Origin of the sequence: Stenotrophomonas sp. CCNWLW57, from assembly GCF_037203925.1 — a bacterium.
Taxonomy (GTDB): Bacteria; Pseudomonadota; Gammaproteobacteria; order Xanthomonadales; family Xanthomonadaceae; genus Stenotrophomonas; species Stenotrophomonas rhizophila_A.
The window spans coordinates 730167-746442 of the sequence record NZ_JBBCBJ010000001.1 but is presented as its reverse complement, the minus strand read 5'-3'; the positions used below and the strand labels follow the sequence as shown (position 1 = coordinate 746442).

The following is a 16276-nucleotide window of genomic DNA, read 5'->3' as shown; positions in this document are numbered from 1 at the left end:
TTCAGCGCGCGGCCGTGGCGCCGATGCCGGCCTGGTAGCCGGCCAGCGCCAGCCGTGCACGCGCGTATTCGGCAATCAACAGCGCCACGGCCACGGCCGGGCGCTCCAGCGTGCCGGCGCGGGCGTCGTGTTCAATCCGACGTGCCGCCACCGACAACGCCATCGCCCCCACGTTCGCACTGGCCGACTTCAGGCTGTGCGCCAGCGCGCGCAGCGTTTCCAGGTCGGCGGCCACCGACGCGTCCTGCAGCTGCCGGATCAAGGGCGGGGTGTCTTCCAGGAACACGGCGATGATGGTGGCGGTCTCCGCACCAATCACCTCCTGCAGCTCATCCAGCACACCGGTGTCGAGCACCCCGGGCGAGACGTCGTCATTGCCGTTGTCTCCAACCAGCGGCGGCAGCGGCGGCGGCAATGGGGTGGGTGTATTGCGCGCGTCGGCGGCGTTGTCTTCCATCGTGAGCTGCCAGCGCAGCAGGCACGCCTGCAGCGACTCGCGGTTGACCGGCTTGGACAGGTAATCGTCCATGCCCGCCTGCAGGCAGCGCTCGCGGTCGCCGGCCATCGCGTTGGCGGTCATCGCCACGATCGGCAGCCGGGGGCGGCCTTCCGCCGCTTCCTGCTCGCGCCAGCGACGGGTGGCGCTGTAGCCATCCAGGACCGGCATCTGGCAATCCATCAGCACCAGGTCGAAGGCGCGGGTCTGCAGCTGCTGCAGGCCCTGTTCGCCATCGGTGGCGGTGGTGACGGTGCAGCCCAGCACCTGCAGCAGGCGCTGGGCGACCAGCAGGTTGACGCTGTTGTCTTCCACCAGCAGCAGGCGCAGGCCCAGCTGCGGCGCGTCCACCGGACCGCTGTAGGGCTCCACGCTGGCCAGCAGGGGTGCCGGGCGCGCGCTGGCCACTGCCGGGCGCAGCACCGCATGCAGGTCCACGTCACCGGCCTCGCGCGGTAGCACGCAGGTGTTCTCGCGCAGCAGCGCGGCCAGCTGCTCGTCGCCCTGCAGCCAGAGCAGGCGCGGAGTGGGCGTGCGGGCATCGTGCAGCACCGCGCGGTGCAGGGCGGTGGCGCCGTGGCGTAGTGCATGGGTGTCGGCGATCACCCAGGCAAGGTCCGGCTCGATCCCCGGGCGTACCGGCGCGCGCAGGATGTCCAGCGCGGCGGATGCGCTGTCTACCGTGTGCAGGCGGATGTCGTGGTGCTGCAGCACGCGCTGCAGGCGCTGCACCAGCAGCGGGTCTTCGCTGACCAGCAGGGCGCGCGTGGTGAGCGGCGCGGCCGGCAGGTCGCCGACGACCTTCAGCAGCGGAATCTCGAACCAGAACGTGGCGCCGTGGCGCGGGGTCGAACTCACCCCGATGTTGCCGTGCATGAGGTCGATGATGCGCTTGCAGATGGCCAGGCCCAGGCCGGTGCCGCCGTAGATGCGCGTGGTGGAGGCATCGGCCTGGCTGAAGGACTGGAACAGGCGCGCCTGCAGGGTACCGTCGATGCCGATGCCGGTGTCGATGACTTCGAAGCGCAGCTGGTGCTGGCTGGCGGTCTCGCCTTGGCGGGTCACGCGCAGGCGGATCTGGCCGCGCTCGGTGAATTTGATGGCGTTCACCATCAGGTTGCCCAGCACCTGGCGCAGCCGCACCGGGTCGCCGCGCACCGACAGGCGCACGGCGGGGTCCAGTTCCAGCGACACCGCCAGACCCTTGGCTTCAGCGCTGCGCTGCATGAGCTGGACGATGCCTTCCAGCAGCTCGCGCAGGTTGAACGTGGTGATCTCCAGGTCCAGGCCTTTGGCCTCCAGCCGGGAGTAATCCAGGATGTCATCGACGATGCGCAGCAGCTGCTGCGAACTGACCGTGGCGGTCTGCAGCATCTGCCGCTGGTCGGTGCCCAGCTGGCCGCGCGCGATCAGGTCCAGCATCGGCAGGATGCCGTTGAGCGGCGTGCGGATCTCGTGGCTCATGGTCGCCAGGAACTCGCCCTTGGCCAGCGCGGCGGCCTCGGCCGCCTGCTTGGCCTGCAGCAGCTCCTGTTCCAGCATGTCCTGCTGCTGCATGGCGCGCTGCAGGTGGTCGCGCTCAACGGCCAGCGCCTCGTGGCGGCGCTGCCCCAGGGCCAGCTGCGCCTGCAGCTCGCGCCAGCGGCTCACGCCCACCAGCGTGGCGATCAGCGCCACGGCGGCGGTGGCGGCGGCAATGACCGGCCATGGGCCGTTGGCGCCGGCTGCGGCCATGCCGCTGGCGGTAGCGGCAAGGGCGGCCGCGATCGCCGCCAACCACAGTGCGAAGGGAACCCGTCCTTGGGCCGTCATGGTCAGAGCACCGCGGTGTGGAAGTCGAAGTTCAGCTCGCTCCCGGCCGACTGCACCATGTTGCCCTGGATGAAATCGACCCCGCCCATCCACATCGCCGCTGCGGCCTGCGGGTCTTCGATCTGCTGGCCGATGATCTGTGCCCCGGCACGGTGCGCGGCATCGATCGCGCCACGCAGTTCATCGCGGGTCTGCTGGTTGGCATGGCTGCTGGAGAAACGGGCGGCCATGCGCACGAATGCCAGCGGCAGCTGGCCAAGCAGGGCATTGGCTTCACCGCTGGGCTCGAACTGGCTCAGGCAGAAGCGCACCCCGGCCGCGCTCATGCGCGAGCAGAACTGCTGCAGGGTGACGGTGTGGATCAGTGCGTCGGGCAGGCGCACGTCAATGACCAGCGCGCTGCCGGGCAGCCCACGCTGCTGCAGCGTTTCCAGCAACCAGTCGGCGAAAGCATCGCGGGCCAGGGTGCGCAGCGACTGCGACACGAACAGGCTCAGTGGCTGGGTGGCGTGCCGGTACAGATCGAGCAGGCCCAGCGCATGGTCCAGCACCTGCTGGTCGAGGTCGGCGATGCGCCCGGCCGCTTCCGCAGCGGGGATCACCTGGCCCGCGTTGAGTACGCTGCCATCAGCCTGGCGCAGGCGCAGCAGCACCTGGTACTGGGCGGTGTTGCCACCGGCCACCGCCACGATCGGCTGGTAGGCCGGTTCGAGCTGGCCTTCGAGCATGGCCAGGTGTTCCTGCGCGGCGACGTCCTCGCGGCGCACGTGCGCGGCCACGCCGGAGGGCAGCAACCGCGCCTGCAGCGTGGTGCGCTCCACCGCTTCCAGCGCCGTGCCGGCATCGCCAAAGCCACCGGAGAGCTGGGCATGCCCGACCACGCCGCGCAGGTGCACCGATTCCTCATCGCGGATCACGAACGAGCGCGCGGACAGTTCATCGCGCAGCTGGTGCGCCATCGCGTCCAGTGATTCTTCGTCCAGGCCACGCGCCACGACCAGGAAGCTGTTGTCGTTCAGGCGCGCCAGCAGGTGCGGGTGCGCGTTGTCGGCCAGCCGCTGCGCGGCCTGCACCATCAATCGTTCGAACGCGGCATAGCCATAGCGCTCGCGCAGGCCCAGGGCACTGGCTACTTCGATGAAGAACAGGCCGCCATGCTCGCCGTGCGCCAGCGCCGCGCCGAGCTGATGCATCACGTGGTGGCGGGTCGGCAGGCCGGTCTCCGGGTTGTTCATGGCCGGCGCGCCCTGCGCACCCGGCTGCAGCGCCGCCTGCGCGCGGGCGCGGCGGATGCGGTTGGAGACGGCGGCGATCAAGTGGCGCGGGCGGATCGGCTTGCTCAGGAAATCATCGGCCCCGCTGTCGAGCACTTCGAACTGGCGCTCCGGGTCCGGGTCGCCGCTGAGGAATACGATCGGCAGCAGCTGCTGACCGGGCTGCTGGCGGATCAGCGCGGTCAGGCGCATGCCATCCAGGCCCGGCAGGTGCAGGTCCATCAGGATCAGGTCCGGGCGCTGTTCGTTGATCACCTGCTGCACGCCTTCGGCGTCGCTGTGCACGATCGCTTCCATGCCGGCGCCATGCAGCACGCTCTGTGCGAACAGGGCCTGCGAGCGGTCGTCTTCGACGATCAGCACACGGTAGGGCGCCTCGCTCCCCAGCGGCGGCGTAGTGGCATCGTCCTGCTGCCACTGCGATGGCGGCAGCACCGGCGGGGTGGACACGGCAGCGGCGGCGGCAGCGTTGAGCGGCACCACGTTGCTGGGCGCGGGCGCCACGGCGGGCGCGTCGGCGCTGGCCCAGCGCTGCCAATGATCGGCGGGCGGGGTTTCGGCGCGGGTGGCGCGGGTGGATGCAACAGCGTTGTCTTGGACGGCCATCAGTACTCCCAGTCTGCGGCGCGATTATGCGGCATCGCGGTCGGCCAGTGCCCCGGGCTTGCCCGCCGGTTGCCGCAGCAGCCAGCGCATGCCCTTCCAGAGGGTGCGCCAGACCAGCCAGACCACCAGCGCGCCCACCAGGCTGCAGGCCACCACGACGATCAATGCCAGCCACGGGTGCGCCAGCGCCAACGCCAGGCCGCCCACCACCACCGTGTCTTCCGCGGCCGAGGCGACCCAGTTGCTGGCCGGTTCGGGCGAGGTATTGAGCAGGGCGCGGGTACCCGATTTCAGGCCATGGCTGGCCAGGGCCACGCCGGCACCTGCGGCCAGCGCCGTGGTGCTGAGTTCGCCCGTGGGCGAGAGCGTGGCTGCAGCCAGGAAGGCACCCGCCGGTACCCGGGCCAGGGTCTGCACCAGGTCCCAGGCCGAGTCCACCCCGGGGATCTTGTCGGCGAAGAATTCGGTGATGGCCAGCGCGGCCGAGGTGCCCAGCACCCACCAGGACTCGGTCGCCTGCAGCGCCGGCGGCAGCTCGACCCAGCCCAGCATGCCGGCCAGGCCCACCCCGAACACCGTGAGGTACACGCGGATGCCGGCCAGCCAGGCCAGCAGGATGCCGATCACGAACAGGTGGGCCTCGGTCATGGCAGGCGCTCCGGCGAAAGTGTGCACAGGCCCACACTATCGGGGATGACGTCCCTGAACGCTACTGCCCCGCAGGGTGTCAGGGGCGAAAAATGTGCCAACCCTGACTTACACTAAGCAGTCGCTCTTCCCGACAGGGGCCGTGTCGGTATCGCCCAAGCTGCGGTGCCGCCGTATTCGCCATGAACAACCCGACACCTTCCCGCATCCAGATCCGCCGCCCCGGAACCCCGGTGGCGCCCGATCGCCGCCGGCTGCTGATCCTGGCCGGCATCTGGCTGGCCAGCCTGGTCCTGGCCGCGCTGCTGGGGCGCTGGACCGCCGGCCCCGGCGGTGACGCCGGCCGCCAGCTGGACGCCGCCCAAGCGCGTGCCGAAACGCTGCAGAAGCAGGTGGTGGAACTGCAGCAGACCCAGGCCACCCTGCAGGCGTCGGACCGGATCAGCCGCGCGGCCAACAACGAGGTGCAGACCTCGCTGGGCGAGCGCGACGAGGAAATCGCCGGCCTGCGTGCCGACGTGGCCTTCTACGAACGCCTGGTCGGGTCCACCAGCCAGCGCAAGGGCCTGAACACCCATTCCATTGAATTTTCGCCGGAAACGGCGGGCACCTGGCAGTACGCCGTAGTGCTGACCCAGAACCTCAACCGTGGCGCGATCAGCCAGGGCCAGATGCGGTTTACGGTTGAAGGCGTCAAGGACGGCAAGTTGACCTCGGTCAGCTGGGACGAGCTGCACCAGCGCACCAAGGTGCCGGGCCAGGAGTATTCCTTCCGGTACTTCCAGCAGCTCACCGGCAGCGTCATGTTGCCCAAGGACTTCACCCCGCAACGTGTGCGGGTCACGCTGGGAAGCGGCGCAGGGGGCGCCACCCAGGTATTCGACTGGAAGCAGTCCGGAGCACCGGCTGCAGCAACGGCAAAAGAAGGGGAGTAAGCCCATGTTTGGCAGCAACAAATCCAACCGCGACGGGCATCTGGTCGTGGACGCGCTGATCGGCGCGCAGGTGGTGATCCGGGGAGACGTGGAATTCAGCGGTGGCCTGTATGTGGAAGGCACCATCCTGGGCAAGGTGATCGCCCAGGAAGGCGCGACCACGGCCACCCTCACGCTGGCCGAGCAGGGCAGCATCGAAGGCGAGATCCGCGCCCACGTGGTGGTGCTCAGTGGCCGCCTGGATGGCGACGTGCATGCCAGCGAGCGGGTCGAGCTGACCCCCAGCGCCCGGGTCACCGGCAATGTCCACTACCAGGTGGTGGAAATGAACGCAGGTGCCCAGCTCACCGGGCGTCTCATCCATGGTGGCGCCCAGATGGCGCTGCCGCCGCCGGCCGACGACAGTGCCGACCGCAAGGACGGCAAGGACGGCAACGCGCGCAGGAAGCTGGCCGAAGCCATGGCCTGAACGGCCGGTGCTTGAAAGCGTGCCCATGCACCCCCATGCTGGGGGCATGAGCACGCTAGTTTCCCTGCCCGGCGCCCCCACCCCCGCCGCTGCGCCGAATTACCAGTCGCTGGACCGTCCCCTGAACTTCACCGAAGCCGCTGCGGCCAAGGTCAAGGAACTGATCCAGGACGAGGCCAGCGATGCATTGGCCCTGCGCGTCTACATCCAGGGCGGCGGCTGTTCCGGTTTCCAGTACGGCTTCGAGTTCGACGAGAACCGCGCCGAGGATGACCTGGCCGTGGACACCAACGGCGTCACCCTGCTGGTCGATCCGCTCAGCCTGCAGTACCTGATGGGCGCCGAAGTGGATTACACCGAAAGCCTGACCGGCGCGCAGTTCGTGATCCGCAATCCGAATGCGAAGACCACCTGCGGCTGCGGCAGCAGTTTCAGCATGTGATCGCCACCGCGGTGCCGCACGGCACCGCTTGCTGTTCCGGTTGAATCGCGGCAGGCTTCAGGGATGTCCAATGTCTCTTTGCCGCTTGCCGGTTTTGCTTTCACCACCGACCCCCTTGAACGCGCCGATACCCTGCGCGACGACGCCGATGCGTTGTTGCGGCTGTGGCCGCAGGCGCACGTGCTGGTGCTGGATCCCGATGGCCGCGCGCTGGCCGGTGACGACGGCCAGCTGCTGGCGCTGACCGGCGCCCAGGTCGGGGGCGGCCCCGGCACGGCCATCTTCCTCGGCCTGCGCGGCGAGCAGGCGTGGTTCTCGGTCGAATCGGCCGCCGTCGATATCGCGGCGCCCCAGCGCGTGGACCTGCGCGAATCGGCCACCACCTGGTCCGCCGCCGATGCCAGCGCCTTCTGTTATGCCCGCGGCATGTCGTACTGGCAGTCCCGCACCCGCTTCTGCGGCGTGTGCGGCGGCGCCGTGGCCTTCACCCGGGGGGGCTTCATCGGCCGCTGCGTCGCGTGCAGCACCGAACACTACCCGCGCGTGGACCCGGCGGTGATCGTGGCGGTGGAAAGCAACGGGCGCCTGCTGCTCGGCCGCCAGGCCAACTGGGCCCCCCGCCGTTATTCGGTGCTGGCCGGGTTCGTGGAGCCCGGCGAATCGCTGGAACAGACCGTGGTTCGCGAGGTCTTTGAGGAAAGCAAGGTACGGGTGCGCAGCTGTCGCTACCTCGGTACCCAGCCGTGGCCGTTCCCGGGCGCGCTGATGCTCGGCTTCAGCGCTACGGCCGAAGACGACGTGCCCACCGTGGATGGCGAGCTGGAAGACGCGCGCTGGTTCACTGCCGAAGAAGTGGGCGCGGCGCTGGCCCGTGACATCGAGGACGATGGGGTGGGCATCCGCCTGTCGCCGCCGATCTCGATTTCACGCAGCCTGATCGAGCACTGGTACCGCAGCCAGGTGAGCTGAGCCGGGCACCACGTTGCCGCTGCCTGAACACGGGGCGGCATACATTACCTGTGACCCGGGGAATTGCCGGGTCCCAAGGCATAGTAGCGCCCAGAAACCGAACGGAGGCCGCCATGTTCACCACCCTGGTCGCAGTACTGGTCGCCTTGGCCCTGGGTCATGTCGCGCCTGCCGCGGCCGTGGCGCTGCGTCGATTCGGCTGTTACCGGCGCTGGCTGCAGTGGCTGGACGCTCACGCGGCCGAAACCGGCTTCTGGCGTGGGCGCCACGGCTGGCTGGTGGCGGTGGTTCCGTTCGTGCTGGTGCTGGCCCTGCTGCAATGGGCGCTGCATGACCGTCTGTTCGGGTTGCCGTCGCTGCTGCTGGGCATCGCCACGCTGGTGATGTGCTGGGGTCCGCGCGACCTGGACCGTGACGTGGAAGCGGTGATCGACGCCGATGACGCGCACGCCCGGCATTCGGCTATCGGCCAGCTGCAGTCCGCCGGCGGCAGCCTGCACGAGGACGTGCCCTCGCTGGTGGAAGCCACCGTACTCAACGCACTGCGGCGCTGGTTCGCGGTGCTGTTCTGGTTCCTGCTGCTGGGCCCTGTAGGCGCGCTGGCGTACCGCCTGCTCGCGCTGCTGGCGGTGGGGCCGATGCGCTCGTTGGCCGACGTGGAGACGGTGGTAGGCGCACGCCAGGTGCTGTCGTGGCTGGAGTGGCCGGTGGCGCAGCTGATGTCGCTGTCGATGGCGCTGGTGGGCAACTTCGACACGGCCTTCAAGGCCTGGCGCGAGGCGCACGGCAATAGTTGGGCCGCGTCCACCGATTTTCTGGGCGCCGTGGCGCGTGCCAGTGTCAGTGCCGAACTGCGCGAAGACGCGCACGATTACAGCGACGCGGGCATGGTGCCGGTGTGGCGCCGCCTGCCGGAGCTGCGCGATGCGATGAGCCTGGTCTGGCGCATGCTGTTGTTGTGGATGGCAGCGCTTGCGTTGCTGGTCATCGCCGGTTGGGTGACCTAGGGCGCCAACAGCGCGAACGGCATCCATGGCAGGTTGCGCAGCACTGCATAGCCGACCAGCAGCACCAGCCAGAAGGTGGGATTGGCCAGCACCCGCATCAGCGGGTCCAGTGCGCGCATGCGCACGCCTGCGTTGTTGAGCAGCATCAACAGCAGGAAGGGCAGCGAGGTCACCAGCAGTGGATTCATCGCCATCGCGCCGGACCAGTCGAAGTGGACCAGCGAATACAGGCAGCGGGTGCTGCCACAGCCGGGACAGTACAACCCGGTCAACGCATACAGCGGGCAACCCGGCAGCGGGCTGTTGCCGGCATACGGGCTGACATGACGCAGCACCGCGGTTGCGCCCACGGCCAGCCCGGCCGTGACGGCCAGCGGCGCCCAGCGCGACAGGGTGGAACGGGAAGGCAGGCTCATGACGGCAGAACGGCCCGAGCCGGGCACCCTGCGCGGGCGCCGGACCGGGCCGTCCAGGGGGCGATCAGTAGTTGCCGCCGCTCATTGCGCCGCCAACGCCCATCACCACCACCAGGATGATGTACAGCACGATGGCCACGACGCCGATGATGGCCGACCACATGGCCCACTTCTTGGCGTTGTTCGACGATTCCTGCGCGCCGGCGATGTCACCCGAGGCCAGCTTGCCATTGACCTGGGCGGCATACACGATCGAGACGATGCCGGCCGGCAGGCAGCAGAACAGGGTGGTCAGGATGGCCCAGACCAGGTGGTTGGGGACTTGCGGGGCAGTGGCGTTCATCAGTGAAGCTCCATTTTCTTGGGTGGGTTGAACGAAGGGTGTTTCACAGGTCGGAAAGAGCGCCCAGCGCGGCCATGCCGCCAAACAGGCCAAACCACAACAGCAGCAGTACCGGCAGGGCCAGCGCCGATGCCAATGCCCATCCACCGGCCTTGCGCGATGCGTCGTAGGCACCGGCCAGGTCGCCGGCCGCGCGGCGGCCATCGACCTGGGCCGCGTACACGATCGACACCACGCCCAACGGCAGGCAGCAGAACAACGTTGTCAGGATCGCCCAGACCAGATGGTTGGGGACGACAACGCCCGACGGGGTCGGTGGCGGCAGATGATTCAAGTACGACTCCATTCCATTGGTTGTCCCTTGGCATCTCCCAACGCCAAGCGACACCCCCTATGGGCGGTAATCTACCCGATGTTTCCGCCGATGTATGCGTTTACATGAGCGCCGCAATGGATTTCTTTGCGGAATACCCTGATCTCGTCGCTTTCAGCCTTGATCACCGCGCAGTGTTCTGACCTGCGCTTCCAGCCCCTCGGCGGTGGCCGCTGCGCCGTCGACTGGCGGGCCGGCGAACACTTCCACGTGGGCGCGCAGGCGGCGTGGCACCCGCATGCGCCCCAGGCGCGTATCGCGCCGGCTCCACATGCTGGTCCACATGCCGCGCAACGCCATCGGCACCACCGGCACCGGCCGGCGCTCGAGGATTTTCTCCACGCCGGATTTGAAGGCGGCCATCTCGCCATCGCGGGTCAGCGCACCTTCGGGGAAGATGCAGACCAGTTCGCCTTCGGCCAGCGCCTTGTCGACCTCATCGAACGCGGCCTGCATCAGCGCCGGGTCCTCGCGCGCGCCGGCAATCGGAATGGCCTTGGCGGTGCGGAAGATCCAGCGCATCACCGGGATGTTGAAGATCTTGTAATACATGACGAAGCGCACCGGGCGCGGGATCGTTGCCGACAGGATCAGCGCGTCCATGTAGCTGACATGGTTGCAGACGATCAGCGCGGCGCCTTCATCCGGCACGTTGGCTTCAATGCCATGCGGGCGCAGGCGGTACAGGAAGCGCACCATCACCCAGCTGAGGAACCGCATCAGGAATTCGGGCACGATGGTGAAGATGTAGACCGCCACCACCGCATTGGCGATCGCCAGCGCCAGGAACAGCTGCGGGATCGTCCAGTGCAGGAATTTCTGCGTGGCCAGCGCAATCATCGCTGCGGCGACGATGAAGCCGGAATTCTGGATGTTGAGTGCGGCGAACACGCGCGACATTTCCGACTTGGGCGTGCGGCTCTGGATCAGCGCGAACAACGGCACCACGAAGAAGCCGGTGAACAGACCGATGCCCACCAGGTCGACGATGATGCGCACGCTGCCCGGTGCGGCCACGAAGGCGGCCACGCCCAGGCCCGCCGTGGTGGCGGTGCCGGCGCGCGCGAAGTACAGGTCCAGCATGAAGGCGGTCATGCCGAAGGCGCCCAACGGCACCAGGCCGATTTCCACGGTGCGGCCGGACAGCTTTTCGCACAGCAGCGAGCCCACGCCGGTGCCGATCGAAAACAGCGCCAGCGCGAAGATGTACAGGGTCGGTTCGCCGCCCAGGTTGACCACCGCATAGGTGGGCAGCTGCGAGGTGAGCATGGTGCCGACGAACCAGAACCACGACACGCCGAGGATGGCATTGGCCACGGCCTTCTGTTTCTTGGCCAGGCGCAGCACCGCCAGCGATTCCGGGATGGGGTTCCAGTTGATCTTCAGGTCGGGCGCGCCGGCATCTACCTTGGGGATCATGCGCGCGGTGATGTTGCCGGCAATGGCCAGCGCGATCACTGCCGTTGCCGCCACGATCGGACCGAAACTGCCGGCCAGGGTGAAGATGATGCCGCCGCTGATCATGCCGGTCAGGATCGACATGGAGGTGCCCATCTCGACCAGGCCGTTGCCGCCGGTGAGCTCTTCGGGCTTGAGCACCGAGGGCAGCACCGAGTACTTCACCGGGCCGAACAGCGTGGACTGCAGGCCGGTACAGAACAGGGCAACGAGCAGGATCGGCATGCTCTGGGTGAGGAAGCCGACCGCGGCCAGGGTCATGATCCCGATCTCCATCGTGGTGGTGATCACGATCAGCCGCGATTTCTCCAGCTTCTCGGCGATCTGCCCGGCCAGGGCGGAGAACAGGAAGTAGGGCAGGATGAAGATGGCCGGCGCCAGCGTGGTGTACAGCGACTGCTCGGCCTGGCTCACGCCGAGGTAGAACAGCAGGCCGATGATGGCCTGGCGGTATACGTTGTCGTTGAACGCCCCCAGCGACTGCACGATGAAGAAGGGCAGGAAGCGGCGCTGGCGGAGCAGGGCGAACTGACTGTGGCCGGACATGGAATCTCCTTGCGAACCGGCGCAGCCTATCACGCGGTCCCGGTCCCTATTTCGTTCGCGGCGGCGCGCAGCTTGGGCAGCAGGCGCAGCATCAGGCCGATCTGGGTGCGGATCAGCTGCAGCTTCGGCGGCATCTCATCATTGAGCTGCTCCAGCTGCTCGGCCAGGGCCCGGTCGCCCTCGTTGGCGGCCTCGTCCACCGGTTCGCGCCGTTCCAGCGCGCCGGCGATCTGCTGCATGGCCTGCTGCACGCGTTCGCCGCTGGAACGGGCCAGGGGGTCCTGCGCATAGCTGTCCAGCTGCGCGCGGTGGGCGCCGAGCGCGGACAGGTGGCCGAGCAGGGTGTTGGACAGCGCCAGGAAGCGGAAGCCGGCGTCCAGGTTGCCGCGCACGTGGCCCGGTTCGCGCAGCATGTTGGACAGCGCGGTGGACAGGGCGACATCGGCGTTGTGCATGTCGCGGCGGGCGATGCGGTAGGCCAGGTCGTCCTGCATGCCGCTGCCGTACTGGCCCAGCACCGCCTGCAGGTAGCCGGCGCAGCGTTCAAGCACGCGCGCCATGACAAGGTCGAGGCGGCGGCCCTGCCAGTCTGGCAGGATCAGGAACGCGGCGGCGGCGGCGATCGCGCAGCCCAGCAGGGTATCGACCAGCCGCGGCCAGATCAGCAGGAAGCCATCGCCGATGAGGTTGAAGCAGGTCAGTGCCATCACGGTGATCGCGGCCGAGGCGACCAGGTAGCGGTCGCTGCGGGTAAAGAAGAACAGCAGCGCGGAAAGCAGGGCGATCAACAATTCGATGCGCAGGTCCTGGAACAGCTGCATCAGCGCCCAGGTGAGCACCAGCCCGATCAGGGTGCCGGCGACGCGCTGGGCCAGCCGCTGGCGGGTGGCGCCGAAGTTGGGGCGGCACACGAACACGATGGTGAGCAGCACCCAGGAGCCGTTCTGGGCATTGAACAGGCGGATGGCGGCAAAGCCCACGATCAGCGCCAGCGCCATGCGCAGGCCGTGGCGGAACAGCAGCGAGCCGGGAGTGAGCTGTTGGCGGATGCGCACCCCCATCTCACGCAGGGTATGCGGGTTGGTGTCGCGCAGGCGGGTGTCGACGTTGTCCAGGGTGGATTCGGACTGGGCCGCTTCGGACAGGCGGCGTTCGATGCTCTGCAGGTTGTTGCCGAGCAGTTCGAGCGAAGAGAGCAGGCGCTGCCACTGGGGGTTGTGCTGGGCGCGCAGCCAGGCGAGGGAATCGGTGAGGTCGGTGGTGGCCTGGCGGGTCCGGTCGCCGTACTGGAACGGCCGGCGCATGCGGATGGCGGTGCCCAGGTTGGCACACGCTTCGCCCTGCAGGGCGAGCAGGCGCTGGCAGCGGTAGAGCACGTCGCTGTGGAAGAAGGCATCGGTGAGCGCGCCATAGGGGTAGTGCGAGGAGCTGGCGCGTTCGTGGAAGTCCTGGGCCATGTAGTACAGGCGCAGGTACAGGCCGGATTGCACGCCCGGGCGGCCGGAGCGGCCGAACCGGGCCAGGATGGCGGTCTTGGCGATGTTGAGCGCTTCGACGACGCGGCGGTTCTGTTCGGCCAGGGCCAGCTGGCGCTTCTGCACGTCGGCATCGCGCACCGGTTCGAACAGGTCGGCCTTGAGCTGAAGGTAGCGGCCGAGTTCAAGGTAGAGGCGGGCGAGGCGTTCGCGCACGGGGCGGTTGGCGAACAGGGCGGTCCACAGGATGGACAGCATGCCGTACCAGACGGCGCCGGCCAGCAGGTGGCTGACGGCGGTGATGGCCTGGGCGCGGTCGTCGGCGCCGTGCTGTTCCAGACCGATCATGGTGTAGATGGCCAGGGTGACGGTGGCCTGGGCGATGGAGGCGTAGCGTTCGCCAAGCGCCCCGAGCAGGGTCAGGCTGAAGGTGGACAGGGCCAGGGCTGCAATGAACAGCCACGGCCAGGCGAACAGCTCGACCACGGCGGCGGCGGCCACCACGAAGCACAGCAGGGAGAGGGCGACGGATTTGGTGCGGCCCCACCAGTTGTCGTCGGTTTCGGCAATGGCGCTGGCGATGATGCCGAGGAATACGCCGGGCAGCGCAGGCAGCTGGTCCAGGTGCCAGCACACGCCCATGGCCACGGACAACGCAATGAACACCCGCAGCCCGTAGCTGGCCTTCTCATGCGCCCACAGGCGACTCAGGCGGGATTCTCGGGCGGACATGCGGACTCGTCGGGCGGTGGCGCCTCATTATTGCGTCATCGCGGTGAAGCCGACATAGCCGGTTGGTAGGTACCCACCCCCGCCGGCCTCACCGCTCGCAACGAATGAAATGACGGGCTGTTACGCCCTTCGCTTACAGATCAAACCTGACGCTCACCGCGAACGTGCGCGGCAGGCCGATGCCGGCGTTGGACCAGTACTTCCTGTTGGTGAGGTTTTCGACGCTGGCGCGCCAGGTAACCGGGTGACCGTTGGCCTGCATGCGGTAACCGATGCCGGCGTTGACCAGGGTGTAGTCGGGCAGCTTGAGGGTGTTGTCGGCGTCGTAGTACACGTCGCCGTAGTAGCGGGCCAGGGCGTACAGGCTAAGGCCTTCCACCTGCGGCACGCTGTAATCGGCGTGCACCACGCCGTTCCAGCGCGCTGCGCCGGCGGTGCGGTTGCCTTCCTGGGTGCTGCTGTCGGGCGAGAGCTTGTCGTAGGTCGGGTCCAGCCAGGTCACGCCGCCGCCGAGGGTGAAGGCATCGGTCAGGCGGACGTCACCGCTGACTTCCACGCCTTCGTACAGGGTGATGCCGTCCTGCACCAGCAGTTTGCCGCCGCTGGTCAGGCGGTCGATGTTGGCACCGCGCTCCAGGCGGAACGCAGCCGCGTTGGCGTTCCAGCGTGGGTATTCGATCTTGGCGCCGATCTCGAACTGCTTGCTGATGGTTGGATCGAGCACGTCGCCGGCGTTGATGTAGTCGCTGCCAACCCGGCTGCCCGCTTCCAGCGATTCGACGTAGCTGGTGTAGAGCGTGACTGCATCGGCCGGCTTGAACATCACCGCGTAGGTCGGGGTGACCGGGTAGGTGTGGTAGGCACCCTTGGTCTCGAAGTCGTTGTAGCGCGCACCGGCCAGCACCGACCAGCCGTGGCCGAAATCCACCGTATCGCTGACGAACACCGCCTGCTGTACGGTTTCGCTGCCGCGGGTGAGCGCCTGCGAACCGACGGCGTCATGGCGCAGGGTGGGGCGCTGGTAGAGGTTGCCACGGCCGATGGTGTTCCATTCGTATGGGCGGTCCCAGCCCAGCCCGGTCTGGTGCGAGACGCCGGCGACGAGCTGGTGCGACAGCGGGCCGGTCTGGAAGCGGCCCTGCACGATGGCCTGGGCCAGCTTCCACTCGCTCTTGCCGCCGAGCTCGTAGACGTTGACGTCGTAGTCGCCATTGACGTCGTCGATGTAGGCGAAGATCTTGTTCACGTCGTTCCACGACGAGGTGTAGCCATAGCTCAGGCTGGCCTTCCAGTCGTCGTTGATCTGCCAGTTCAGTGCAGTGGAGAGCAAGCTGGAGCGGGTGTCGTAGAAGGTGCCCGGAATGGCGTTGTTGACATCGCCGGCGATCGGGCGCGGCAGTTCGGTCAGGCCGATGAAGTAGTACTGCGGCGATTCCTCGCTGAGATCGCGCTCCTGGAACACGCCATCGAAGGTCCAGGTGAGCGCATCGCCCAGGCGTGCATCCAGCGACAGCGCACCGACCTTGCGGTTCACTTCGCCACCGTTGAAGGTTTCGCCCTTCTCCTGGTAGGCGTTGAAGCGGTAGCCGAACATGTCTTCGTTGCCGAAGCGGCCGCCGACATCGACCTGGCCGCTGACGATGCCCTGTTCGCGCCAGCCGAGCTGCGCGGAGAAGGTGGGGGCATCGGTGGGCTTCTTCGTGACGTAGTTGATGATGCCGCCGGGCTGGCCGAAGCCGTACATGAAGCCGCCCGGGCCCTTGAGCAGTTCCACCTGTTCCATCACTTCCAGCGGCCACTCGGTACCCCACGAGGACACCTGCAGGCCGTTGACGCGGTAGCTGTCGTAGCTGAGATCGATGCCGCGGTTGCGGATTGGCGAGCTCCAGCCACTGGCGTAGGCGCTGACCTGGGTGACCACCGACGGGTCGGTCAGGAACGCCTCGCCCAGCGAGACCACCTGGCGCTTCTCGATGTCCTCGCGGCCGATGACGGAGATCGCGAACGGGGTATCGCGTACCGGGCGGTCGCCCAGGGCGCCGGTCTCGGCGTGGGTGCGTTCGGCGGTGACTTTCACCGCGTCCAGCTCGGTGGCCGAGCGGGACTGGCCGTGGGCCGCGCAGGCCAGGGACAAAGACAGGGCAAGCAGGGCCGGGCGCAGGGCGTGGAGCGGAAGTACGGAAGCAGGCATCGAGTGGGGGTCCTCTGCGGACAGCAGCACACCGTCCGCGATCAGTTGAAAGCGGAAGAAGAGGGCGTGGCTGAGTCGGGGCAC

At 68.0% G+C, this 16276-nt stretch carries 14 protein-coding genes; 5 read left to right on the top strand and 9 right to left on the bottom strand.

From position 1 onward, the window contains the following. Position 1: 1 nt before the first annotated feature. From V9K91_RS03245 to V9K91_RS03235, 3 genes are read right to left on the bottom strand one after another with little or no spacing between them, the layout of a single operon-like run. Positions 2 to 2272, bottom strand: a complete 2271-nt coding sequence (locus V9K91_RS03245) for an ATP-binding protein (RefSeq protein WP_336442795.1) — start codon at positions 2270 to 2272, stop codon at positions 2 to 4. A gap of 38 nt (positions 2273 to 2310) precedes the next feature. Continuing rightward, entirely contained in the window at positions 2311 to 4188 is a 1878-nt protein-coding gene (locus V9K91_RS03240) for an EAL domain-containing response regulator (protein ID WP_217537779.1), read from the bottom strand. 24 nt (positions 4189 to 4212) lie between these two features. Continuing rightward, positions 4213 to 4836: a DUF4126 domain-containing protein gene (locus V9K91_RS03235; RefSeq protein WP_068854276.1), complete on the bottom strand. Its 624-nt coding sequence runs from the start codon at positions 4834 to 4836 to the stop codon at positions 4213 to 4215. Positions 4837 to 5018: 182 nt separating this feature from the next. Here V9K91_RS03235 and V9K91_RS03230 point away from each other — a divergent pair, with 182 nt between their 5' ends. The 5 genes from V9K91_RS03230 (at position 5019) to ampE (ending at position 8658) form a co-directional block, all read left to right on the top strand. Then, on the top strand, positions 5019 to 5771 hold the full coding sequence (locus V9K91_RS03230) for a DUF6776 family protein (protein WP_068854275.1): 753 nt from the start codon (positions 5019 to 5021) through the stop codon (positions 5769 to 5771). Between the two features lie 4 nt (positions 5772 to 5775). Next, entirely contained in the window at positions 5776 to 6240 is a 465-nt protein-coding gene (locus tag V9K91_RS03225; RefSeq protein ID WP_093534912.1) for a polymer-forming cytoskeletal protein, read from the top strand. Between the two features lie 46 nt (positions 6241 to 6286). Next, positions 6287 to 6682: an iron-sulfur cluster insertion protein ErpA gene (gene erpA / locus V9K91_RS03220; RefSeq protein ID WP_068854273.1), complete on the top strand. Its 396-nt coding sequence runs from the start codon at positions 6287 to 6289 to the stop codon at positions 6680 to 6682. Between the two features lie 63 nt (positions 6683 to 6745). Continuing rightward, a complete protein-coding gene (nudC, locus tag V9K91_RS03215; RefSeq protein WP_336442679.1) occupies positions 6746 to 7651 on the top strand; it encodes an NAD(+) diphosphatase in 906 nt (301 codons plus the stop codon). A 113-nt stretch (positions 7652 to 7764) separates the two neighbouring features. Next, complete coding sequence (ampE, locus tag V9K91_RS03210) at positions 7765 to 8658, top strand: regulatory signaling modulator protein AmpE (protein WP_336442678.1); 894 nt, start codon at positions 7765 to 7767, stop codon at positions 8656 to 8658. Here ampE and V9K91_RS03205 read toward each other — a convergent pair. The 6 genes from V9K91_RS03205 to V9K91_RS03180 form a co-directional block, all read right to left on the bottom strand. After that, the gene (locus V9K91_RS03205) at positions 8655 to 9074 is read right to left on the bottom strand and encodes a DUF2752 domain-containing protein (protein WP_095363138.1); all 420 of its coding nucleotides are present in this window, start codon (positions 9072 to 9074) and stop codon (positions 8655 to 8657) included. The two genes, ampE and V9K91_RS03205, sit on opposite strands and share 4 nt — an antisense overlap. Positions 9075 to 9138: 64 nt before the next feature. Continuing rightward, the gene (locus tag V9K91_RS03200; protein WP_068854269.1) at positions 9139 to 9417 is read right to left on the bottom strand and encodes a CD225/dispanin family protein; all 279 of its coding nucleotides are present in this window, start codon (positions 9415 to 9417) and stop codon (positions 9139 to 9141) included. 43 nt (positions 9418 to 9460) lie between these two features. Continuing rightward, positions 9461 to 9742, bottom strand: coding sequence for a CD225/dispanin family protein (locus tag V9K91_RS03195; protein WP_237334373.1), 282 nt, complete (start codon positions 9740 to 9742; stop codon positions 9461 to 9463). Positions 9743 to 9904: 162 nt separating this feature from the next. After that, a complete protein-coding gene (locus V9K91_RS03190; protein ID WP_336442677.1) occupies positions 9905 to 11794 on the bottom strand; it encodes an MFS transporter in 1890 nt (629 codons plus the stop codon). A 29-nt stretch (positions 11795 to 11823) separates the two neighbouring features. Beyond that, positions 11824 to 14001, bottom strand: coding sequence for a YccS family putative transporter (gene yccS / locus V9K91_RS03185; protein ID WP_336442676.1), 2178 nt, complete (start codon positions 13999 to 14001; stop codon positions 11824 to 11826). 133 nt (positions 14002 to 14134) lie between these two features. Beyond that, positions 14135 to 16192, bottom strand: a complete 2058-nt coding sequence (locus V9K91_RS03180) for a TonB-dependent receptor (protein ID WP_336442675.1) — start codon at positions 16190 to 16192, stop codon at positions 14135 to 14137. Positions 16193 to 16276 lie beyond the last annotated feature (84 nt).